14 protein-coding genes and 1 tRNA gene are annotated in these 22,381 nt (G+C 63.4%); 9 read left to right on the forward strand and 6 right to left on the reverse strand.

The window, feature by feature from the left end; all coding sequences use genetic code 11:
- Nucleotides 1-94: 94 nt before the first annotated feature.
- Nucleotides 95-649: a prolyl-tRNA synthetase associated domain-containing protein gene (locus WGH93_RS02055; protein WP_374763177.1), complete on the reverse strand. Its 555-nt coding sequence runs from the start codon at nucleotides 647-649 to the stop codon at nucleotides 95-97.
- Nucleotides 650-871: 222 nt separating this feature from the next.
- Between WGH93_RS02055 and WGH93_RS02060 the strand changes: the two genes are divergently transcribed.
- Nucleotides 872-946 (forward strand) — tRNA-Gly (locus WGH93_RS02060).
- A 141-nt stretch (nucleotides 947-1,087) separates the two neighbouring features.
- Here the strand turns inward: WGH93_RS02060 and WGH93_RS02065 are convergent.
- Nucleotides 1,088-5,932 (reverse strand): NAD-glutamate dehydrogenase, encoded by a 4,845-nt coding sequence (locus WGH93_RS02065; RefSeq protein WP_374763178.1) that lies wholly within the window; start codon nucleotides 5,930-5,932, stop codon nucleotides 1,088-1,090.
- 59 nt (nucleotides 5,933-5,991) lie between these two features.
- Nucleotides 5,992-7,545, reverse strand: coding sequence for a hypothetical protein (locus tag WGH93_RS02070; RefSeq protein ID WP_374763179.1), 1,554 nt, complete (start codon nucleotides 7,543-7,545; stop codon nucleotides 5,992-5,994).
- Nucleotides 7,546-7,834: 289 nt separating this feature from the next.
- On the opposite strand from WGH93_RS02070, the gene WGH93_RS02075 reads away from it, so the two are divergent.
- Nucleotides 7,835-9,616 carry an AMP-dependent synthetase/ligase gene (locus tag WGH93_RS02075; protein ID WP_374763180.1) on the forward strand — a complete coding sequence of 594 codons (1,782 nt, stop codon included), beginning with the start codon at nucleotides 7,835-7,837 and terminating at the stop codon, nucleotides 9,614-9,616.
- A 60-nt stretch (nucleotides 9,617-9,676) separates the two neighbouring features.
- Here WGH93_RS02075 and WGH93_RS02080 read toward each other — a convergent pair whose 3' ends face one another.
- Nucleotides 9,677-10,111 (reverse strand): Hsp20/alpha crystallin family protein, encoded by a 435-nt coding sequence (locus WGH93_RS02080; protein ID WP_374763181.1) that lies wholly within the window; start codon nucleotides 10,109-10,111, stop codon nucleotides 9,677-9,679.
- An 84-nt stretch (nucleotides 10,112-10,195) separates the two neighbouring features.
- Nucleotides 10,196-11,314 carry a phosphotransferase gene (locus tag WGH93_RS02085; protein ID WP_374763182.1) on the reverse strand — a complete coding sequence of 373 codons (1,119 nt, stop codon included), beginning with the start codon at nucleotides 11,312-11,314 and terminating at the stop codon, nucleotides 10,196-10,198.
- Nucleotides 11,315-11,608: 294 nt separating this feature from the next.
- On the opposite strand from WGH93_RS02085, the gene WGH93_RS02090 reads away from it, so the two are divergent.
- Together WGH93_RS02090 and WGH93_RS02095 are read left to right on the forward strand one after the other, a co-directional pair.
- Nucleotides 11,609-11,749 (forward strand): hypothetical protein, encoded by a 141-nt coding sequence (locus tag WGH93_RS02090; RefSeq protein WP_374763183.1) that lies wholly within the window; start codon nucleotides 11,609-11,611, stop codon nucleotides 11,747-11,749.
- Entirely contained in the window at nucleotides 11,746-13,035 is a 1,290-nt protein-coding gene (locus tag WGH93_RS02095; RefSeq protein ID WP_374763184.1) for a GAF domain-containing sensor histidine kinase, read from the forward strand. Before WGH93_RS02090 ends, WGH93_RS02095 begins: the two co-directional genes overlap by 4 nt.
- Here the strand turns inward: WGH93_RS02095 and WGH93_RS02100 are convergent.
- Complete coding sequence (locus WGH93_RS02100; RefSeq protein WP_374763185.1) at nucleotides 13,020-13,862, reverse strand: mechanosensitive ion channel family protein; 843 nt, start codon at nucleotides 13,860-13,862, stop codon at nucleotides 13,020-13,022. The two genes, WGH93_RS02095 and WGH93_RS02100, sit on opposite strands and share 16 nt — an antisense overlap.
- Nucleotides 13,863-14,103: 241 nt before the next feature.
- On the opposite strand from WGH93_RS02100, the gene WGH93_RS02105 reads away from it, so the two are divergent.
- The 5 genes from WGH93_RS02105 to WGH93_RS02125 all read left to right on the forward strand — a co-directional run bounded on the left by WGH93_RS02105 (nucleotide 14,104) and on the right by WGH93_RS02125 (nucleotide 22,369).
- The gene (locus tag WGH93_RS02105) at nucleotides 14,104-15,501 is read left to right on the forward strand and encodes a class II fumarate hydratase (protein ID WP_374763186.1); all 1,398 of its coding nucleotides are present in this window, start codon (nucleotides 14,104-14,106) and stop codon (nucleotides 15,499-15,501) included.
- A 99-nt stretch (nucleotides 15,502-15,600) separates the two neighbouring features.
- Nucleotides 15,601-16,626, forward strand: a complete 1,026-nt coding sequence (locus WGH93_RS02110) for a fatty acid desaturase family protein (RefSeq protein WP_374763187.1) — start codon at nucleotides 15,601-15,603, stop codon at nucleotides 16,624-16,626.
- A gap of 183 nt (nucleotides 16,627-16,809) precedes the next feature.
- Nucleotides 16,810-19,743 (forward strand): TonB-dependent receptor plug domain-containing protein, encoded by a 2,934-nt coding sequence (locus tag WGH93_RS02115; protein ID WP_374763188.1) that lies wholly within the window; start codon nucleotides 16,810-16,812, stop codon nucleotides 19,741-19,743.
- A 111-nt stretch (nucleotides 19,744-19,854) separates the two neighbouring features.
- Nucleotides 19,855-20,451: a hypothetical protein gene (locus WGH93_RS02120; RefSeq protein ID WP_374763189.1), complete on the forward strand. Its 597-nt coding sequence runs from the start codon at nucleotides 19,855-19,857 to the stop codon at nucleotides 20,449-20,451.
- Nucleotides 20,452-20,482: 31 nt separating this feature from the next.
- Nucleotides 20,483-22,369 carry an alkaline phosphatase D family protein gene (locus WGH93_RS02125; protein WP_374763190.1) on the forward strand — a complete coding sequence of 629 codons (1,887 nt, stop codon included), beginning with the start codon at nucleotides 20,483-20,485 and terminating at the stop codon, nucleotides 22,367-22,369.
- Nucleotides 22,370-22,381 lie beyond the last annotated feature (12 nt).

Here is a 22,381-nt window from a genome sequence, read left to right on the forward strand (position 1 = left end):
CTGAGAATACAATGGTCCCGGTGGATAACCGGGTGCGTGCCCCCAACTTAGGGATTGAAGGCGCCAGTGTCCATGTTCGCCGGAGCGAATGAAATCAGGGGTCGGGGCTGGTGTCCGTGCCGTCTTTCCCGGTACCACACAGGTCCACCACCAGCGGTTGATAGCCGCAGGCCAGCATGAAACGGGTCAGGTCCGCGGGGCTCAGGCAGGTGGTGGCGGCGTTATGCAATGGATGAAAGGCCACCTGCGCGGCGTCCGCCAGGCGCCGGTCCATGGCCACGCGAAAAGGCGGCTCGCCGTGCGGCGGGTATTGGGCATTCAACAGGCCGAAAGGCGTGACCGCGCCGGGCTTGATGCCCAGAACGCGTTCCAGGCTGTCCGCACTGGCAAAGGACAGTCGCCCCAGCCCCAGCCTGTCCGCCAGGGCAACCAGATCCACCGGGCTGTCTTCCGGCGCCAGCATCAGCAGGCGGCGCTTTTTCTTGTCCCGCAGGAACAGGCATTTGCAGTGCTGGGCCGGTATGTCCCCCCTGAGCGCGCGGGCGTCCGCCACCGTATGCACCGGCGGGTGATGGTGGGTTCGGTGGGGGATTTCCAGGTCGTTCAGAAAGCGTGTCAGTCGGTCTTCGTCCCGCGTGGCCATATTCATGCGTTCCTGCCCCCGTTTCCCGTGCCAAGTGCCTGACAGACGGCTGTTTGGCGTATCATAGCCAGGTGAGGAAAAACTGTAAAAAACCCGTGCCAAGTGCCTGACAGACGGTTGTTTTGACCATCATAGGCGGGTGATGGAAAACTGTAAAAAAATCGGTTGACCCCGATCTTCCCATTTGTATAGTGCCCCCACGCAAGCGGCGCTGCCGTTACCCCATATGCGGGCGTAGCTCAGGGGTAGAGCACAACCTTGCCAAGGTTGGGGTCGTGAGTTCGAATCTCATCGCCCGCTCCAATTCAGAAAAAGCCGGCCTGAACAGGTCGGCTTTTTTCTTTGGTGCGCGCGCACCGGGCCGCAACCAATCCATGCTGCTATTGGGGCCGGGCAGGCGGCATCATGCGCCGCCTGCCGCTTTCCCGGTGGTTTCCGGGGCCCTTATTTCAATATGGAATTCATGTGTTTGACGGCGAAGGACAGCTTCGCCACGGACAGGCTGCCGCTGCTTCTCAGCTCGTCGATCAGGCGGCCAGCGCGAATCACCTTGGTTTTTTCCTGTTCCTTCCATTTTTCCAGGCAGTCCGCTGTGCTGGCACCTTTGGCCATATTGCATACCGAGGTCACCAGCACCCGTTGCTGATCGGTCAGGTCTTCCAGCAGGGCGTGAATGGCCAGTGCTTCCCAGCGGTCCCTGGGTTTGTAATGGTCGCTGCGCTGGCGCAGCCAGTCAAAGCCCAGCATGTCGCCCAGGGCAAAGTGGATGGCGGCCACGTCATTGACCGTCTGACCGGTCTTTTCGCTGACGGTGATGATGTCCAGCCCGCTCTGCAACTGCTCGAACGCCGCCACGAAGATGGCCAGGTCCTGCGGCACCCCGGCTTCCCGAAGGCCGCTGCGCCGGGCGACAAAAGCGTGTTGCACCGGCTCTGAAAGGGTGCCCTGCTCCACGGCGAACAGGGTGCCCACCGGTTCGCGGAACCGGGCCACCAGTGTTTTCACATCGAACGGCTGGGGCAGGTTCCGCAGCAGCCACAGCACCTGATTTTTCAGCGCATCGGCCAGGCTGCGATGCATACTGTGCTGGATGTCGGCCCGCACGTCATAATCCAGCGCGTTGATGGCTTCCCAGTGTTTTTCCAGGTTGAACACATCCCGCACGATGACAAAGGCGGCGATGATGTCCTCCACGCTCAGGCCGGTTTCTTCCTTTACTTCATAAACAAAGGTAAGCCCGGCCCAGTTCACCACCGCATTGGCCAGCACGGTGGCGACGATTTCCCGCCGCAGCCGGTGGTCCGCCAGTGCATTCGGAAACCGGTCGGTCAACTGATCGGGAAAGCCCCATTCCAGTTCCGGGCGGAACCAGGGATCGTTCACCAGATCCCCCCGCTGAAGAATGTCGAACAGCGACATCTTGGCATAGGCCATCAGCGTGGCGATTTCCGGCCTCGTCAGCCCGCTTTCATTGGCGGCCAGTTCGGCGAAGCCTTCATCGGTGGGCAGGTTTTCGATTTCCCGGTCCAGGTCCATGTCCCGTTCCAGCAGGCGGATCAGGCCCAGATGGTTTTCCCGATTGCTGACGGCCTCTTCCTCCGCCAGTGAAATGGCCTGGGTCTGAAGATAATTGTCCGACAGCACGATGGCCGAGACCGAGTCGGTCATGTCCTCCAGAAGCTGATTGCGGTCGTCCTGTTTCAGCCGACCATCGGCCAGCACCTGATCCAGCAGGATCTTGATGTTCACTTCCTTGTCGGAACAGTCCACGCCCGCGGAATTGTCGATGAAGTCGGTGTTGATGCGGCCACCGCGCCGGGCAAAGGTGATCCGGGCTTTCTGGGTCATGCCCAGATTGCCGCCTTCGCCCACCGCCTTCACCGCAAGCTGGTCGGCGGTGATTCTCAGCGCGTCATTGGCGCGGTCCCCCACGTCGGCATTGCTTTCGCTTTTGTCGCGCACATAAGTGCCGATGCCGCCGAACCACAGCAGGTCCGCTTCCGCTTGAAGGATGGCGTGAATCAGTTGCGCGGGGGTCAGGCGCTTGTCCTCCACGCCCAGCCAGGACTGGATTTCCGGGGTCAGATCGATCGCCTTGGCGCTGCGCTTGAACACGCCGCCGCCTTTGCTGATCAGGCTCTGGTCATAGTCTTCCCAGCTCGATCGCGGTGCATCGAACAGCCGTTTGCGCTCTTGCCAGTTGGCGTCTCCATCGCCGGGGTTCGGATCGATGAAGATGTGCATATGGTTGAACGCGGCCTTCAGGCGGATGGTGCGGGACAGCAACATGCCATTGCCGAATACGTCCCCGCCCATGTCGCCAATGCCGATCACGCTGATGGGGTCGGTCTGGGTGTTGATGCCGATTTCCCGGAAATGGCGCTGAACCGATACCCACGCGCCGCGGGCGGTGATGCCCATTTTCTTGTGGTCATAGCCATGCTGGCCGCCGCTGGCAAAGGCATCGCCCAGCCAGAAACCGCGATCCAGGCTGATGCTGTTGGCGATATCGGAAAAGCTGGCCGTGCCCTTGTCCGCCGCCACCACCAGATAGGGGTCATCCCCATCCAGTGCATGGGTGCGTTCCGGCTTGACCACCTTGCCGTTTTCCAGATTGTCCGTGATGGACAGCAGGCTGGCGATGAAGCTGCGATAGCAGGCGATGCCCTCCTGCATGATGCCTTCCCGATCGGCGCTGCCGGGCAATTGCTTGGGGAAGAAGCCCCCCTTGGCGCCCTGTGGCACGATCACGGCGTTTTTCACCTGTTGCGCCTTGACCAGCCCCAGCACTTCCGTGCGGAAATCCTCGGGCCGGTCGGACCAGCGCAGGCCGCCGCGCGCCACCGGGCCGCCGCGCAGATGCACCCCTTCCACCCGCGGGGAATAGACCCAGATTTCCGCGAAAGGCTTGGGGCGGGGCGCTTCTTCCAGCTCGCGGGTCTTGATCTTGAAGGCCAGGGCCTTTTCGTCCTTCCCTACCAGCACACTGTCCTGGAAATAATTGGTCCGCACGGTGGCGCTGATCACGTCGCGGTAGCCGCGCAGGATGCGGTCCTGATCCAGCGAGGCCACGTCCTCCAGCGCTGCGGTGAACTTTTCCTCAAGCGCGGCGATCCGTTTGGCGCGTGCATCCTTGCCGCCCTTGCCGCGCCGGGGCGCCCAGTCCGGGTCGAAGCGGGTGCGGAACAGGTCCAGCAATGTGGCCGCCTGATCCGGGTTGTCGCCCATGCAGTTCGCCAGATAATCCGGCGTATAACTGAATCCCAACTGGCGCAGATACTTGCCATACGCCCGAAGCACCACGATTTCGTCCCAGCCAAGTCCGGCGCGGGCCACCAGAGCGTTGAAGGGATCGTCCTCCGCATGGTGGTGCCATACATGAAGGAACAGGGCCTCCACCTTGTCTTTCATGCGGCTGAGGGGTGCGGGGCAGCTTTCCGGTGGGTCCAGCCGGAATTCATGAATGTGGGAACCGCTGTCATGGGCCATTTCATAGGAATGTTCCACCAGCACGCGGAAGCCCATGTTTTCCAGAATTGGCATACAGCGGGCCAGCGTGACCATGCGGCTGCCATGATAGATTTTCAGCCGGTAATGGTTCCTGCCGTCGGGCTTGTGGTGATACAGGTCCACCGCAAGGTCATCCTGGCCAACAATATCTTTCATCTTGGCCACGTCATAGACCGCCTGATCCGGGCTGAAGGCGGCGCGATAGGCCACGCCAAAGCGGTTCTGCCACGCGCGGGACAGCCTTATGCCGTCTTCTTCCCCGAACTGGTTGATCAGTGCCGACAGCAGCCTGTCCGACCAGCCCTGGGCGGCATCGGCAATGCGGCGGTTGATCTCGTCCTCGTCCGGGTGCGGCACGGCGCCGGGCGTGGTGCGGATGATGAAATGCCAGCGGGCCAGGGTGTTTTCCGACAGATTGGCATAATAGACGGAGACCTCGCCGTCATAGGCTTCGCACAATATGTCGCCAATGGCCTGCCTGAGGTCGGCGTGATAGGTGGCGCGCGGCACGAAGACCAGGGCGGAGACAAAGCGCTCGAACCGGTCCTGCCGTATAAAGGCACGCGGGCGCGGGCGTTCTGTCAGTTGCAGCACGCCCAGCGCGGTGCGGTACAGCCGACCCTCGCTGATCTGGAAAAGCTCGTCGCGGGGGAAGGTTTCCAATATGTGGGCCAGCGCCTTGCCGGCATGGGAATCCCGCGCGAACAGGGCGCGATCGCGGATGCGCGCCACCTTGCGGCGCAGCAGCGGCACGTCTTCGGCGAATTCGCTATAGGCCAGCGAGGTGAAAAGCCCGATGAAGCGTCGCTCGCCCACCGGTTTGCCGTCCTCGTCGAAAATCTTGACGCCCACATAATCCATATGCACCCGCCGGTGCACGGTGGCCTTCACATTGGCCTTGGTGATCAGCACCGGTTCGCCCGCCGTCAGGAAGCTGCGGATTTCCGGGGACATGGGGGTCAGGCCGCGCTTGTCCCTGAGCACATAGCGGTCCCGGTCGCGCAATATGCCAAGGCCGGAGCCTTCCACTTGTTCGAAATCAATGGTTTCCGGGTCACCCTCGAACCGGTATTCCCGAAAGCCCAGAAAGGTGAAGTGGTTGTCCCCCATCCAGCGCAGGAAGCGGATCGCCTCGTCCACTTCGTCCTCGTCCACCGGGGGCGGGTTCACCGTCAGGGCGGCCACGGTCTCGTCGATCTTGGCGAGCATGGCGCGGAAATCCCCCACAACCTGGCGCACATCGCCCAAAGTATCGCCAAGCGCCTGCTTGATGCCGTCAAGCGCATCCTTGTCGCTTTCCGCGTCCATTTCGATGAACATCAGGCTTTCGGCCCGCCCCTCGCGGCGCTCGTCGGGCTCAAGCTGGCTGGTGCGCTTGCCGGACTTGTCCCGCACGACCCGGTGAATGGGGTGGTGCATCATATGGATGCGATAGCCCAGTTGCTCGGTCAGGCAGGCGGTCACGCTGTCCACCAGGAACGGCATGTCGTCATTGACGATGGTGATGACGGTATGCCCGCTTTCCAGCGCAGACCCTTTCTGCCGGGGGTGCATCACATTGATCTTGGCCTTGCCGGGTGCGCGGCTGCCGGTTTCCTTGTAGAAGTGCCGGGCCAGCGCGATCAGGTGCGCGTCGTCACGGTCCAGCAGGTCATCGGGTGTGGACAGGGGGAAAAAGGCCGCCGCGAAGCGCACGAACGCCGCTGTGTCGTCCGAGCTTTTGCCCGCATCCTGTTTCAGGCTCTTCAGCAGCGCGTCGCGCCGCTCTTCAATGGTCATAAGGCTCGGCCCTCCCCTGGCCGTGTCATGCTGGATGATGGTTCCGCCGGGTCGGGCGGTCACCCCTTGTCCTGTTGGCGGGCGACCCGCCGCATCACGTCGTTGAGCGTGGCGGGCGGCACCTGTGCCCGGTCCACCGCTTCCAGTTGATCATTCTCTCCCTTGCGGGCCAGCACAAGGGTCCATTCGCCCGGCGCCAGATCATCGGCGGGCAGGGCGGTCAGGTCGGTGGCCGCCACCCTGGCCAGGCGGCGCCGGGCGGCGCGGGTGGATTCGGCCTTGCGCCCCTGCCGCGACCGGCCATGGCGGGCGTCCCGCTCCAGCCGGACACAGCCCTTGATGCCGCCGGGCGCATCCCTGAGAAAGTCGGCCAGATCGTCTGACCGCACCCCGCTTCGCACAGCCCATGCCAGCGCGGCGGCATATTCGGTCAGCCGTGTCTTGTCGAAATCCCGACCGAAAATCAGTTTCAGGATCGGCGTGAAAGGCGCCCGTTTCTGCGCCCTCAGCCCGGCCTGCTGCAATAGCGCCTGATAGGCCGCGCCGCCATCCTCTTTGTTCTTCGCCTGCACTTTTTCATACAACGCCAGCGCGCGGGCCAGCGCGTCATACAGGCTGTCGCGGCTGTCCATGTCCGTATGGATCACATGGGTGGCCGCCGCCCGGCTGTCATGCAGCAGCGCTTCCAGGTCGGCCGGAACATCGTCGGGGGCCGCCGGTTCCGGCTCTGAATCGGGGGCGGGCGCGGTGTCGGCGGGGGGTTCTTCCTTCGTGTCCAGTTCCGGGGCCGGGTCGAAGGCATCCAGCGCCGGTGCCGGGTCTTCATCAGAGCCGGTCTGCGTCATCACATCCGCCGGTTCCGCGTCGGCATCGCCCGTTGCCCCGTCTTCGGCTTCTTCGGCCCCGGTGTCATCGGCCATCGGATCATGGTCGGTTCCGGCCTCCGGTTCGGGCTCTGTTTCTGTGTCTGCTGCCGCGTCCGGGCTGGCATTTTCGGCGCCGGACAGCAGCGCATCCATTTCCGCTTCGGCGTCGTCGCCACCGGGCGGGGCGTCGCCGCCGGGCCCATCTTCATCCGGGGCGGCGTCTTCATGCGGGTCTTCGGCAGGATTGGCGTCGCCGTCCGGGTCCTGCTCGGCGGCCCAGGCGCTCAGGCCGCCGGGGTGGGATTCCGGGGCCTGCCCCTGCGGGGACATCACCACCAGCACCAGGTCCGCCTTGTCGGCACTGTCCGATCCCGCCGCCAGCGGCAGCACCACGCCTTCGCCCGCGCCATGTTTCCCCTCATGGTGGAAGTCGGTGGCGCTCAGGCCGTCCCGACCGCCGCCGCGGCGGATATGGCTGTACAGGGTTTCCCGGAAATCGGCGAAAGGCAGGCTTTCCAGCGGCGTGCCGGGGGCGGGTGTCTCGCCCAGCAGGTCCGCCGCCAGGCCGGGGCCGCAAAAGCGGATCACCGGGCCCTTGCCGTGTGGGTCGCGCATGTCCAGCAACAGGCTGTTGTCCCTGAAAGGTCGGATGCCGTCCGGGGTCAGGTCGGTGAAGACCGGCATGGGCCGTTCGCCCCGCAGATTTTCCCAATATGTCAGGGCATTGCCTGGATCATCGTCCGCCATGATTTTGCGTTCCCCCCTTGGCAAGGCCCCCCGTGCCTGCCTTGCGGGGCAAGGGGGCTGGCCCAACTATGGCACCACCCCCGACGGTTTGACAACGATAGCCTGCGGCCCCGATGGTGATTTTCCCATGCCTGCCGGGGGTGGACCGGTCTTGTCACCGGGATCAAACTTGGGCACTAATAGCGTCGCGGCCGGGTGCCGGGTCGGGGTGGCTCGCCGGGTTGTGTATGGGTGCCCCCTGCAATCCACCGGATGGCGGCTTTCAGGGGCAGAGGATGAGGGAACAGTTATGACCGGTCAGTGGACCAGCCTGCCCGCCATGTTTTTCGAGCAGGCGGAAGCCAATGCGAAAAAACCGCTCACCTATACCAAGACGGATGGCAAGTGGGTCAGTCGGTCATGGGGGGATGTGGCCGATCAGGTGTTGCGGCTGGCGGCGGCCTTGCGCACCCTGGGCGTACAGAACGGCGACCGCGTGGTGCTGGTCAGCGAAAACCGCCCCGAATGGCTGGTGGCCGACCTGGCGATCATGACGGCGGGGGCCATTACGGTTCCCAGCTACACCACCTATACGGCGCGTGATTACCTTCACATTCTGGAAAATTCCGGCGCGCGCGTGGGCATCGTTTCCAGTCGGCAACTGGCCCGCACCTTTCTGAAGGCGGCACACCAGTCCGACGAGATGGGCGATGTGGTGGTGATGGAGGAAATGAAGCTGGAGCAGGAAGTGAACGCCCGGCTTCACGACTGGTCCACGATCATTGGCAGCGCCACCCCCGACAAGGCGGCCCTGAAAGACTATACGGCATCACTTGGCCGGGACGACATTGCCTGCCTGATATATACATCCGGCACGGGGGGCGCGCCCAAGGGGGTGATGCTGCATCATGGCAGCATCCTGCATAATTGCGAAGGCGCGCGGGAGGTGATCCGCCCGCTTGGTATCAAGAACAATGTGTTTCTCAGCTTTCTTCCCCTCAGTCACGCCTATGAGCATTCGGCGGGTCAGTTCCTGCCGCTCTCCATCGGGGCGGAAATCTGGTATGCGGAGGGGCTGGACAGGCTCGCCACCAATATGGCGGAAGCCCGCCCCACCATCATGGTGGTGGTGCCGCGCCTGTTCGAAATGCTGCGCACCCGGCTGATGCGCCAGATCCGCAAGGAAGGGAAACTGCGCCAGAAGCTGTTTGACATGGCGTTGTCGCTGGGCACCCGCCGCATCAAGGGCGAGCCCATGTTCCTGACGGAACGGTTTCTGGACCGGCTTCTGGAGCGCACCGTGCGGCGCAAGGTGCAGAAGCGCTTCGGTGGCCGGTTGAAGGCGCTGGTGTCCGGCGGGGCGCCGCTGGCGCCGGATGTGGGCCACTTTTTCGCGGCGCTGGGCCTGCCGCTGTTGCAGGGCTATGGCCAGACGGAATCCGGCCCGGTGGCCAGCGTGAACCCGCCCCATGCGCCGAAAATGCACACGGTGGGCAAATTGTTGCCCGATACCGAACTGAAGATCGCCGAGGACGGGGAAATCCTGCTTCGGGGCGAACTGGTGATGAAGGGATACTGGCGGGATCAGGCCGCCACCCGGCGCACGCTCAGCGATGATGGCTGGCTGCATACGGGCGATGTGGGCCGTCAGGACCGGGACGGCTATCTGGAAATCACCGATCGCAAGAAGGACATCATCGTCAATGACAAGGGCGACAATGTTTCGCCCCAGCGGATAGAGGGCATGTTGGCGCTTGAGGAAGAGATCGCCCAGGCCATGATCTATGGCGATGCCAAGCCCCATCTGGTGGCGCTTGTGGTGCCCGATACGGAATGGATGACCAAATGGGCCAGGGAGCATGACAAGCCCGCCGAGCTTGGCCAACTGGCCCAGGACAGCGATTTTCACAAGGAACTGGACAAGGTGGTCACCGGGGTCAACAAAAGCCTGTCGAATACGGAGCGCGTGCGCCGTTTCGCCATCGCGCCGGAACCCTTTTCGATCGAGAACAAGCAAATGACGCCGACCCTGAAGGTGCGGCGCCATGTGGTGATCTCGGTTTATGAGGACATTCTGGAAGGGATGTACTGATCCCTGCTCTTGTCCTGTTTCAATGGCCGGTATCGGCCCGGCGCCGGGGCGCCGGCGGGGTCATTTCTTCGAGATCTTGATGCGCTTGGGCGCTTCGTTGCCGATCTGACGGCGTGGCACCTTGATGGTCAGGATGCCCTTGTCGAAACGGGCTTCCACGCCGTCCCGATCCGCATCCTCCGGCAGGCGGAAGCTGCGCTCGAACCGGCCATAGCTGCGTTCGGTAAAGAAGATGCCGTCGGCTTCCGTGCTGCGTTCGTCCCGTTTTTCGCCGCGCACGGTCAGCAGGTCGCCGTCCAGCGCGATATCCACATCGTCATCCGATACGCCGGGCAGTTCCAGGTTCAGTTCATAAATATTGTCGCTGCGCCGGGCATCGCCGCTGGGCGTGAAGAAATCCGACACATTGGATGCCAGATTTTTCAGTGGCGCCCACATGTTTTCCCAAAAGGGATGGTCTTCCAGTGCCTGTCGCAGTCTTGGTGTTTCTTTCATCGGCCTTCTCCTGACAATCGGTTGTCATGGATACCGGATATAGGTGTTCGGTGGCCGATTTGAAGACCTTTCACGGCGATATGGTCACGGCGATTTGGCCAGCAGCCGGGCCAGCGCTCTTGCCAGTCGATGTGCCGCCAGCCCGTATGCAATCCGCCGCCCGGCGCCTGATATATTTCCTGACAGAAGGGCTGATGCCGGTGGGCCGCAGCGCGCCTGCTGTGCTTTCAGGGAAAGCCAGCGCCGGGTCAGTTCAAAAAGGGCCGCATGGCGGGCGGCGGGGGTATCAAGCGCGGTGGCCAGATGGGGCGCCACGCCCGCATAGCCTTCAAGGAAAGCATCGCTCAGGGCGCGGGGCGCGCCAAGGGGGCCGGGTGTGAGGTTGGGGCCGGGATGGTGCACGGCCAGATGGCCCAGAAAGCGCGCCATATCCAGCAGGATGGGCGCCGGGCTGGTGGTGGCAAGATCAATCCCCCGGATGCCGCCGCGTGTCACCAGCAGGTTGCCGGGTGTGAAATCACCGTGCTGGCGTGCCCAGGGGGTGGGTGTCTGGGCTGCCTGTGTTTCGGCCAGATGGGCCAGCGCCCGCCGGATCAGCGGGGTTTCGGCGGCTGCGCCCGCCCGCTGTGCCATATCGGCCAGGCGCCGGGCCGGGTCGGCATCGCCCAGCGGGCGTTCGTCCGCCGGGGCGCTGGTGTGGCAGCGGGCCAGCCATATGCCCGCTTCACGCATCAGGCGGCGCCGGACAGCGGGTATGAGAGCGCGGCCCCAGAGCAGGCGCGCCAGCGGCGGGCCGTCCACCGCCTCCATCAACACGGCGCCAGGGGCCAGCCAGTCTTCCGCCGCTTCCGATGACGCGCCGTGGAGGGGGCGGGGTATCAGGGGCGGGTCCATGCCGTCCAGTGCCGCGAGGGCCATATGCGCCTGCCGGGCCGTGGCCGACGGGTTCATGGGCCGTGTGGACAGCCGGGCCGATCCGGGCCGGTACAGCTTGACGATCACGGCGGGCGGCGCCCCTTTTGGCCGGGCCGCGCCCGTCAGCCGGTACAGGCAGGCACCGCGCCGGGTCGCCATCGGGGCGGCGAATGCGCGGGCCAGCGCGGCGGGCTCCGCCCCCTGTCGGGTCAGCGCGGCCTTCAGCCGGTCCAGGCGGGTGCCGGGGTCGGTGTTTTCGGCGGCATCTGAGGTCCGGTCCCGTGTCATGAAGCCCTTTCCGGCTGGCGCGCCCCGCGGTGTTCACGAAAGGGGCACAGGCATGGCGGCGATCATGATATCCGCTCACCCGCATGAAGGAAGGGCTCGCGCGAAAAAGGCCACCGGGATAACCGTTTTTTGACAATCATGGTTTTCATTGCCCGGTCTGGCGGCCATTATGCAGAGGCGCGGTGATGATTGATCCGGTGCACGAAAAGGGTCGTATATCTTTAAAGTTGCATTAACATCGCCTATTTGTTCAAGAGTGCGGAGGTCAGGGAAACGCAAGCCAACAGAGGTACCATGAGCGAAAAAGACGAGCAGTTCGACCGCAATGATGTACGTCAGGGAACCACTCGCACGGGGGCACGCTATGTTCTTGTCGTCGGTCTGATCGGGGCGGTTGTCCTGATCGGTCTGACCGTGGTGCTGATGGCACCATGACTGTTGCAGTCAATCCGGCCTTTCCCGAACCGTTCAACGAGTCGTTCCGCCTGGAGGTCTTGCGCAATCTGGACCTGAAGGATCGGGGCGATGATCCGGTTCTGGACGCGCTGGTGGCACGGGCGTGCGCCCGCTTCGATGTGCCCACCGGGTTCGTTTCCCTGCTGGAGGCGGACAGGCAATGGTTTCAGGCCCGCTGCGGGCTGGATATGAAGGGCACCGATCGCAGTGAGGCATTCTGCGCCCACACCATCGTGGATAATGAACCGCTTGTGGTGTCGGATGCCCTTGAGGATACCCGATTTGCCGACAATCCGCTGGTGACCGGCCCGCCTTATCTGCGATTTTATGCCGGTGCCCCGGTGGTGGTGGACGGTGCCGCGATCGGTACGCTATGCGTGAGTGATAGCAGGCCGAGACCGGATATGGACCCGGACGACATCGCATATCTGACCGGCCTTGCCGGAACGGTGGCCCATTATCTGGTGACCGTTACGGGCAATGCGCCGCACAGGAACAGCGAGGGGCTGACCCGCGAAGGTGTGGCCCATAATCATCAGGCGCACCACAACCTGCTGGCCCTGTTTGGCCATGAGCTGAAAACGCCGCTCAATGCCATTCTCGGTTTTTCCGATCTGTTGGCCGGGGCGGGGGATGGCCATTCACCCCAGGAGCGCCGCGAATTCGCCGGATATATCAGTGACGCGGGTGCGCGCCTGTTCAGCGTGATCGACCGTATCCTGACCATGAGCAATCTGGAATCCGGCGATATGCGCCTGCATTACGGGCGCGTCATGCTGGATGATCTGGTGGCTGAGGTGGAAGCGTTGAGCGGGCGCCACCTTCGGGAACGGAACGTGCGGATGAACAGCGAGGTTCCGGGCAAGGTGGCACTTGATGGCGATGAAACCCATCTCGCCCAGGCCCTGGCCGAACTGGTGAGCAATGCCATCGCTGCTTCCGAAGCCGGCGCGGATGTGGCTTTGCGTGCCGAACGACATTACGATAACAGCCTGATCCTGAAGGTGGATGATGCCGGGCCGGGCATGGAGCCCGGTGTGATCCGGCAATTGGCCACCGGGTCAGTGGCGCTGTCTGGCGATATCCGCGCCAAACGCTCTGGTCTCGGCGTCGGCCTGCCCATCACCCGTGCGATCGCCCGGCTTCATGGCGGCACGCTGGACCTGGTCAACCGAACCCATCAGGGGAAGCGCCACGGCCTGTCCGCCCGGCTGGTCCTGCCGCCGCACATGGTGGCGTGGCCTGATGGTCAGTCGGCGCCCTGAACCATGGTCACGGCGCGCTGCGGGAACGGGATTTCGATGCCGTCCCGGTCGAAGGCTTCCTTGACCGTGCGGGTCAGGCTGAACTTCATGGGCCAGTAATCGGGGCTGTTGCACCAGATGCGGGCCGTGATGTCCACGCTGTTGTCGCCCAGATTGGTCACGATGATCTGGGTTTCCGGGTCCGTCAATGCGCGGCCATCCGCCTTTATGCAGTCCCGGATCACATCCATCGCCTTGCCGATATCGTCGCCATAGCCGATGCCGAACACCAGATCGCAGCGCCGCGTGTCGTGGAAATTGTAATTCTTGATGGCACTGCCCCAGACCATGCCATTGGGCACGGTGATGCGCACATTGTCCGGTGTATCCATTTCGGTGGTGAACAGGCTGATGGCGGTGATGGTGCCCGCATGGCCCCCCGCCTCGATATACTCGCCCACCTTGAAAGGGCGGAACAGAAGCAGCATCACACCCGCCGCCACATGGCTGAGCGTACCTTGAAGCGACAGCCCGATGGCCAGGCCCAATGCGCCGAGCACGGCGATGAAGCTGGTGGTTTCAACGCCGAATTCCTCCAGCACCGCCACAAGCGTGAAGGTGATAACGGCGTAGCGCATCAGGGCGGCGAAGAACAGCGCCAGCGTTTCGTCCATCTTGCGTGCCTTGCGGCACAGTTTCAGGGTCCAGTTGCTGGCGCGCCCGGCCAGCCAGAAGCCGATAACCAGGATCAGCAGCGCGCCGAGCACGGAAAGCCCGAAGCCCACAAGGCTGTTGATGGTTTCTTCCTTGCCCAGATACGCCATGATCTGATCCAGCCGTGCCTGCATGGCCATATCCCCCGTGTTGTGGCCCGACGGGCCTTCGCGCTGCGCAGGAAGGCGGTGGGGCCGTTTATCTGTTGCGCCCCTGAACGGCGCCCGGCCCTTGCAGGACGATCCCGCCACGCCCACTTCAGAAGCGGGTGCCGGGTCGGCCTTTGGCCCTTCGGTCACTATGGGGTGAGACCATGGACCTGACAAGCGGGGACCGTGGCCCGCAGCAAATTCGGCCATAAGGAGGCAATCTTTCATGACTGAGGAAACCCGCCAGGAGCACGATACGCTGGGCCCGGTGACCATTCCGGGGGATCGCTACTGGGGCGCCCAGACCGGGCGGTGCCTGGAGAATTTCCCGGTGGGGGACGAGCGGATGCCGCCGCTGTTCATCCGGGCGCTGGGCTTGCAGAAGCAGGCGGCGGCCCGCGCCAATCGCGATCTGGACCAACTGGACCCCGACCTGGCCGAAGCCATGGACGCTGCCGCCGCCGATGTGGCGCAAGGCCGCCTGAACGATCACTTCCCCCTGCCGGTGTGGCAGAGCGGGTCGGGCACACAGTCCAACATGAATGCCAATGAAGTGATCGCCAATCGGGCCGCTGAATTGCTGGGCAGGCCCATGGGCGCCAAGGACCCGGTGCACCCCAATGACCATGTGAATCTGGGCCAGTCATCCAATGATACCATCCCCACCGTAATGCATGTGGCCGCCCGCCTCGGCTTGTGGGAAAGCCTGCTCCCCGCCGTGGATCATATGGAATCGTGCTGCCTGGAACAGTCGGAAAAGTGCGCTGACATCATCAAGTTGGGCCGCACGCATCTTCAGGATGCCGTGCCCATGACCTTTGGCCAGGAATGGGCCGCCTGGGCGTTTCAACTGCGGCAGGCACGTACGCGGCTGGCCCGCGCGGGCGATGATCTGCTGCCGATTCCGCAGGGTGGCACGGCGGTGGGCACGGGGCTGTCCACCCATCCGGCCTTTGGGGCGCGGGTGGCGGATCACCTGCATCGCCTCACGGGGCACGCCTTCCGCCCGATGGACAACGCTTTTGCCGGTATTGCCGCCCATGATGCACTGGTGGCGCTGTCGGCGGACCTGGCCACCCTGGCCACGATTGCCAACAAGATCGCCAATGATGTGCGGTTTTACGGGTCCGGCCCGCGGGCCGGGCTGGGCGAAGTGATCCTGCCCAAGAACGAGCCGGGCTCCAGCATCATGGCGGGCAAGGTCAACCCCACACAGGCGGAATCGCTGACCATGGTGGCGGCCCGCGTAATGGGTGGCCACAGCACGGTGGCCATGGCGGCTGCGGGCGGCCAGTTCCAGCTCAACGCCTTCAAGCCCCTGATCGCCCATACGGTGTTGACCAGTCTGACCCTGCTGGCGGACAGCCTGACCAGCTTCACGGACAGGTGCCTGGCGGGTCTGGAGCCCGTGGTGGCACGGATGGAGGAAAACGTGCACCGGTCCCTGATGCTGGCGACACCGCTGATCGGGGAAATCGGTTATGACAGAACCGCCGAAATCGTGGAGCGGGCGCACAGCCAGGGGGTGAGCCTGCGTGAGGCCGCCCTGGCACTGGAATATCTGGATGGTGCCACCTTTGACCGGGTGGTGGACCCTGTGGTCATGGCCAGGGGGCACGGCTGAGGCAAAGCGTCGCTGCTGCAACCCCCTTGGAAAATGGCCGCGAACAGGCTAAATGGGCGCCGTACGGGTGGGGACCCGGCATCCACAAGGGACAACCCGATGAGCAAACTGCCCAAACGCACCTATCAGGCTCTGGTCAAAGACCTGTTCGCTCCCCGTCAGAGCATTTTCCTGGCGGATTTCCTGTTGAGCTATGCGGGCTTTATCGGGGCGCTGGCGCTGTTTCTGCTGGCCGATGGCTGGCTGGCGGTGCCGGGCTTTGCGGGGGCGGTGTTTCTCAGCTATCGCTGTGCCAGCTTCATTCACGAGATCGTCCACCTGCCGCGCAAGGGCTTCGGCCTGTTCAAGGGGTTGTGGAACGCGCTTTTCGGCGTGCCCTTCATGATGCCGTCCTTTTTCTATGAAAGCCATCTGGACCATCACATTCCGCGCAAATACGGCACAAAGAACGACCCGGAATATCTGCCCCTGTCAGGCATGAGCGTGCCGGGCTTCATCGGTTTCGTGCTGGAACATGCCATTGGCACGCCGATGATCCTGTTCGCGCGCCTGCTGGTGGGCCTGCCGGTGCGCCTGTTCTGGAAGGATGGCGCCAGCGTGCTGGACCGGCGCTTTTCCTCTCTGGTGATCAACCGGGCCTATGAAAAGCCCACCCGCGCCCGGACCCGCGCGCTGATTGCGGTGGAAGCCCAGGTGCTGATCGGCACGGTGGTGGTCGCCACATTGGTGGTGCAGGGCGTGATCCCGCTGGTCTGGATCGGCAAGATTTTCGCTGTCTTCGCCACCGGGCTGGTGGCCAATGTGATCCGCACGCTGTGCGCCCACCGCTATCAGAACCACAGTCTGGAACGGCTGGACGAAGGAGAGCAGTTCGCCGATAGCCTGAATTATGAAGGCAATCCGGTGATTGGCGGGCTGATGGCCCCCGTGGGGCTGCGCTTTCATGCGCTTCATCACCTGTTCCCGACCATTCCCTATCACAATCTGGCCGAGGCGCACCGCCGCCTGATGGCGGGCCTGCCTTTGGATGACCCCTATCGGCGGGCCAGTTTCCGCAGCTTCACGCGCCAGCTTGGCCGCCTGATGGGCGAACGCGGCAATGGCCGGCCCGTGGCGGCGGAATAATCCGGTACGCGGCATTATTGTGACATTTCTGTGACAGTTTCGGGAAAAGTCCCGGATCGGGCGCGTTTCGGTGAAGGGTTTTTATTAAACCGGCGAGTCCAATCCCCCTAAAGTAGAGTCGTCGCGCCTCTTCGGGCGGCCTGCATGGCGCGGCGACAAGTTTTTTGATCAAGGGGGATTATCATGAGAAACGGATTGAAACCGCGCCTTTACGGCACGGCCATCTCCATTGGGCTTCTGGCGCTGGCGGCGCCGGGCGTCATGGCACAGGATCAGGGTCAGGGTCAGGACAGCGAAACGCTGGACGGTGTGGTTGACTCGCTGGACGAAGTGATCGTCACCGGCAGCCGCATCAAGCGCTCCGGCATGAGCGCGCCGAGCCCGGTCACCGTGCTGGACGCTGAATCTCTGGCCCTTCAGGGTGAAATCAACATCGCCAATGTGCTGAACCAGCTTCCGGCGCTTGGCTCCACCTTTACCACCGCATCGTCCACCGGCTTCATCGGCACTGCCGGGCTGGCCAGCCTTGACCTGCGCCGCCTGGGCACGTCCCGCACGCTGGTGCTGGTCAATGGCCGCCGTCATGTGGCCACCAATGCGGGTTCCGCGGCGGTGGACATCAACTCCATCCCGCAGGAACTGGTTGAGCGGGTGGAAGTGGTGACCGGGGGCGCCTCCGCCATTTATGGCGCGGACGCCGTGACCGGCGTTGTCAACTTCATCATGAAGGATGATTTCGAAGGCGCCACTTTCTATGCCCAGATGGGCCAGGCTGACGAGGGCGATGCCTTCTCCTATACCGCACGCGGCATCGTTGGCGGCAATTTCGCCAATGGCAAGGGGAACGCGGTGATCTCCGCCGAATGGTCGGAGACCGACGGCTTCTTCTCCAATGAGCGTTCCTTCCAGCGCCGGGATCTTTCCTTCGTGGACAATCCGGATGACGGGGATACGCCCGACAACACCAATGACGGTGTGCCGGATGAAATCCTGATCGAGGGGGCGCGGCTGAACTTCATCACGGCGGGCGGCATCTTCCTCAACCCGCTGACCGGTGAGCAGTTCAAGTTCGAAAACGGCAATTTCGCGCCTTTCAACCGGGGTGATCAGATTTTTGCCGGCGGCACGGCCATTGGCGGGGACGGTATTCCCCTGTCCGACATTGGCGGCAGCCTGCAACCGGATGTGCAGCGCGCCATCGTCAACGCCAATGTGACCTACAAGTTCAACGACAATGTGAACTTCTTCATGGAAACGAAGTATGTGAACACGCAGACCTTCTCCGAGAGCGGGACCGGCGCGTTCGACATCTTCTCCATCTCCATTCAGGATGATAATGCCTTCCTGACCGATCAGGCGCGCGGCTTCATGCAGGATAATGGCATTTCGTCCTTCCTAGTCAGCCGCTCCCATCAGGAAGTGCTGCGCAGCCAGAGCGCGGATCGGGAACTGTTCCGGGGCGTGGTCGGCTTTGAAGGTGATCTGGGCATGGGCATGACCTATGAGACCTCCTTCAATTATGGCCGGTCCACCTCCGCCATTCAGCAGGGCAACAACCGGATCAACCAGCGCTTCTTCGCCGGGATCGATGCAGTGATCGACCCCGCCACCGGCGAAGCGGTCTGCCGTTCCAGCATCGACCCGGACGCGGCAGAGGGGTTCCCGGATTTCGCCACCAATGGCTGTGTGCCCATCAATATTCTGGGTGAAAACGCCATTTCGGAGGAAGCGCAGCAATTCGCCTTCGCCAATGGCTTCCTGAACGAGGAAGTGGAACAAAAGGTCGCCAATGTGATCCTGACCGGCGATCTGGGTGAGTTCGGCCTGGAGCTGCCGGGCGGCGGCATCGAATGGGCCGGCGGCTGGGAATTCCGGTCAGAGGATGCCAAGTCCTTCCCCACCGCGGTGGATCAGCTCGGCCTGACCTTCCTGAACGTGATTCCCCCGACCACGGGTGATTTCGACGTGTGGGAAGCCTTTGCGGAAGTATCCCTGCCGATCCTGAAGGATGCGCCCTTCGCCAAGGAACTGACCCTGGATGGCGCGCTCAGGATTTCCGATTATTCCACCGTGGGCAACACCACCACCTGGAAAGCGGGCCTGAACTGGGCGCCGATCAACGATCTGCGCTTCCGGGCCACCTTCTCCCAAGCGGTGCGCGCGCCCAACATCTCCGAGCTGTTCGGGCCGCAAAGCCAGACCTTCCTGTTCTTCGAGGACCCGTGCGACACGGAAAACCTGGACGCGGGCAGCGACAACCGGGAAGCCAACTGCCGGGCGCTGGGCGTGCCTGAGGGCTTCGACCAGGATGACGAGCGCGGCAACACGCCGGGCACGTCCGGCGGCAATCCGGACCTTCAGGAAGAAAAGGCCGATACGCTGACCATCGGCGCTGTCTTCCAGCCCAGCGCGATTCCGGGCCTGTCCATGTCGGTGGATTATTGGGACATTGAAATTGATGACGCCATCAATGTGCCGAGCCTGCAAAACGTCCTCGACAATTGCGTGGACGGCGCCACCATCGACAACCAGTTCTGCCCGCTGATCGAACGGGGCCCGAACTTCCAGGTGGTGGGCTTCGAGTTGACCAACCAGAACTTCGCGTCCCTGGAAGCTACGGGCGTGGATTTCGAACTGGGCTATGCCTTTGATCTGGAAGCCCTGGGCGCGCCGGAATGGGGCAGCCTGAACCTGCGGGCCATCGGCACCTATGTGGACGAAAACCGGGAATTCCCCTTCCAGGTGGACCCGGACTTCTTCGACCGCGAAGTGGGTGAACTGGGTACGCCGGAATGGAACATCAACTTCAACGCCACCTGGAATGTGGATGACTGGACGCTCAATTACGAGCTCCGCTGGATCGACAAGATGCTGATTGTGGAGCAGGACGACCTGGCCCAGGACCCTGACCTGCAAAGCATCGTGCGCACGGACCACACCTTCTTCCACGACATCCAGGTCCGCTATCAGTTGACCGAGGAAGTGCAGGTGATGGGCGGTGTGAACAATCTGACCCAGAAATTCCCGCCGCTGGGCCTGTCGGGCGCGGGCACCGGGTCGGCCATCTTCGACAATGTTGGCCGCTTCTTCTACGGTTCGGTTCGCCTGACCTTCTAAGGCATGGAATTGTTGCCGAATTTCCGTGCGGGGCCTTCGGGCCCCGCATTTTTTTTGCATGGATGCCGGGGCTGGGGCACAAAGGACAGACAGCTTGAAGGGGGCCAAGGAATGATGATAGTTGCACGCATAAGCGCGGGGCTTTTTATGGGGGCCATCGGGCACATGGCCTTCGGGGGTGTGTGGGCGGATGACGTGGCCGACCGGCTGGCCGCCTGCCGCGCCGTGTCGGACGCGGACCAGGAACTGGCCTGTTATCGCCGCCTGACCGACGACCTGACCGGAACCGCCGCCACGGCGCCGCAATCCGACAGGGGCGGGGAACCCCAGGCGGACGCGCCCGCCGCGAAAGCACCCCCCCAACCACAGGCGAAGCCCCGAAAAAGCGCGGAAGACCCGCCCCGGTCGGCGCCTTCGCGGAAACCCGCCCGACAGGAACCCGCCCGGCAGCGCCAGGCCCGGCCTGACACAGGCACGCAACAATCACCCTCCATGATCCAGAGCCGGATCACGGACTATCGCAAGGATGCCAGCGGGCGTTTCGTCTTCCTGCTGGAAAATGGCCAGATATGGCGGGAGACTTCGGCCTCCAATCTGCGCAAGGCGGGCAGGCCCGGCCCCGTGCGGATCGAGCCCGGCGCGCTCGGCAGTCAGAGCCTTTATGTGGAAGGCTGGTCCGGTGTGGGAAAAGTGGAACGTATCCGTTAGGGCACAACAGGACCAAGGGGGAGATCAGACCGTGAGCAGTGATATTTTTTCCATCAATCGCCGTGCCTTCATGGGGGCGGTGGGGTTTGGCACGCTGGCCCTGTCTTCTCCAGGTGCCCTGGCGGACAGGGCGGGCCGGGACCGGCCCGGTTTCAGCCACGGCGTGGCCAGCGGTGATCCCTTGCAGGACCGGGTCATTCTGTGGACCCGCTTTGTCCCGAAAAAGGGTGATAACGCAGAGGTTCTATGGGAAGTCGCGCTGGACAACCAGTTTCAGGACCTGGTGGCGGAAGGGGCCGAGACGGCCAGCGATCGATCCGATTTCATTGTCAAGCCCGATGTGGTCGGGCTCAGCCCCGGCCAGACCTATTATTACCGCTTCCGCGCGGGCGGCGTGACCAGCCCGGTCGGGCGCACACGCACCCTGCCCGACGGGGATGTGGATGCCATCCGCTTTGGCGTGGTGAGCTGTTCCAACTATCCGCAGGGATATTTCCATGCCTATCGGGCACTGGCGGAGCGGGACATCGCCTTTGTGGCGCATCTGGGTGACTATATCTATGAATATGAAGCGGGCCGCTATGTGAACCCGGATATGGTCGCCGAGGGTCGCGGCGTAGAGCCGAAAACGGAACTTTTCGTGCTGGACGACTACCGCACCCGCTATGCCCTGTACCGTTCGGATACGGACCTTCAGGCGGTCCATGCCGCGCATCCCTTCATCTGTGTCTGGGACGACCATGAAATCGCCAATGACACCTGGACGGATGGGGCGGAAAACCATCAGGAAGACGAGGGCGCCTTCGCCAGGCGCCGCCGCGCCGCCGTGCAGGCATATCGGGAATGGCTGCCCATCCGGGACCCGGAGCCGGGCGCCCCCTTTCTACAGATTTATCGCAGCTTCGATCTGGGCAATCTGGCCCGGCTCATCATGCTGGATACCCGCCTGATCGGGCGGGATGAGCAGATCAGCTATGAAGATCACATGCCCTATCGCACGCTGCCGTTTGATATGGGCGCGGACGGCGGGCCGCGGGCGGTGCTGGATGCGGATGCGCTGGCCGCCCTGCCAGAGGATCGCATCCGGCATGTGCCGGTGCCCTTCGATCTGACCGGGGCCGAGCCGGTACCCGTGACCGACTGGGCCCGCATTCAGGACATGAAGCCGGGCGACATGCCCCGTGGCTTCAGCTATCTGCCCGATGTGGCGCGCTTTCGCAGCGACATTCTGGGCGACCCGGATCGCACCCTGCTGGGGCAGGCGCAGGAACAATGGCTCGCGCGGGAACTGCAAGAAAGCGTGGCCAGCGGGCAGCCCTTTCAGATCATCGGCCAGCAGGTGCTGTCTGGCCATCTGGGCATTCCGCAAATCCCCGAAGACGCGATGGACTTCTCCCGCGCCACCTTCCTGGACCGGCAGACTTTCGGCTTTTTCATGATGCTGGCGCGCTATGGCCTGCCCTTCAATCTGGATGCGTGGGACGGCTATCCCGCGGCCCGCGCCCGCTTGCTTGCCGCCTTCAAAGCGGCGGGCGCCACCCCCGTCATGCTGGCCGGGGATACCCATAATGGCTGGGCCTTTAGCCTGAGACCGGAAAAGTCGGACGAGACGACACCGCCCACCGCGGTGGAATGGGGCACCATGGGCGTCAGCTCGCCGGGGCTGGAAAGCTATGTTCCGGCGGACCCGGCGCTGGTGCGTGAAAAGCTGCTGGCCGCCAGCCCGGAACTGGAATGGATGGACCCGACCCATCGCGGCTGGCTGGAGGTGGAGCTGACGCGGGACGGCGCCACCGGCCACTGGTTCGGCCTGGACAGCGTGACAGCCCCCGACAGCGACCACAGGCCGCTGGCCACCGCGCGGTGGAACGGCGAGACTCACACGGTCACGCCCGTCGACATGGAGGGCGGCGCCTGATCCGTTTCCGAG

The organism is Yunchengibacter salinarum (genome assembly GCF_037658235.1).
GTDB lineage: Bacteria > Pseudomonadota > Alphaproteobacteria > Sphingomonadales > Kordiimonadaceae > Yunchengibacter > Yunchengibacter salinarum.

What these genes read in the sequence shown, in the direction of transcription:
- WGH93_RS02055 (WP_374763177.1), bottom strand. Translation starts at nt 649, where the DNA reads ATGAATATGGCCACGCGGGACGAAGACCGACTGACACGCTTTCTGAAC.
- WGH93_RS02100 (WP_374763185.1), bottom strand. Translation starts at nt 13,862, where the DNA reads ATGCAGGCACGGCTGGATCAGATCATGGCGTATCTGGGCAAGGAAGAA.
- WGH93_RS02090 (WP_374763183.1), top strand. Translation starts at nt 11,609, where the DNA reads ATGAGCGAAAAAGACGAGCAGTTCGACCGCAATGATGTACGTCAGGGA.
- WGH93_RS02105 (WP_374763186.1), top strand. Translation starts at nt 14,104, where the DNA reads ATGACTGAGGAAACCCGCCAGGAGCACGATACGCTGGGCCCGGTGACC.
- WGH93_RS02080 (WP_374763181.1), bottom strand. Translation starts at nt 10,111, where the DNA reads ATGAAAGAAACACCAAGACTGCGACAGGCACTGGAAGACCATCCCTTT.
- WGH93_RS02065 (WP_374763178.1), bottom strand. Translation starts at nt 5,932, where the DNA reads ATGACCATTGAAGAGCGGCGCGACGCGCTGCTGAAGAGCCTGAAACAG.
- WGH93_RS02075 (WP_374763180.1), top strand. Translation starts at nt 7,835, where the DNA reads ATGACCGGTCAGTGGACCAGCCTGCCCGCCATGTTTTTCGAGCAGGCG.
- WGH93_RS02070 (WP_374763179.1), bottom strand. Translation starts at nt 7,545, where the DNA reads ATGGCGGACGATGATCCAGGCAATGCCCTGACATATTGGGAAAATCTG.
- WGH93_RS02115 (WP_374763188.1), top strand. Translation starts at nt 16,810, where the DNA reads ATGAGAAACGGATTGAAACCGCGCCTTTACGGCACGGCCATCTCCATT.
- WGH93_RS02110 (WP_374763187.1), top strand. Translation starts at nt 15,601, where the DNA reads ATGAGCAAACTGCCCAAACGCACCTATCAGGCTCTGGTCAAAGACCTG.
- WGH93_RS02095 (WP_374763184.1), top strand. Translation starts at nt 11,746, where the DNA reads ATGACTGTTGCAGTCAATCCGGCCTTTCCCGAACCGTTCAACGAGTCG.
- WGH93_RS02085 (WP_374763182.1), bottom strand. Translation starts at nt 11,314, where the DNA reads ATGACACGGGACCGGACCTCAGATGCCGCCGAAAACACCGACCCCGGC.
- WGH93_RS02120 (WP_374763189.1), top strand. Translation starts at nt 19,855, where the DNA reads ATGATGATAGTTGCACGCATAAGCGCGGGGCTTTTTATGGGGGCCATC.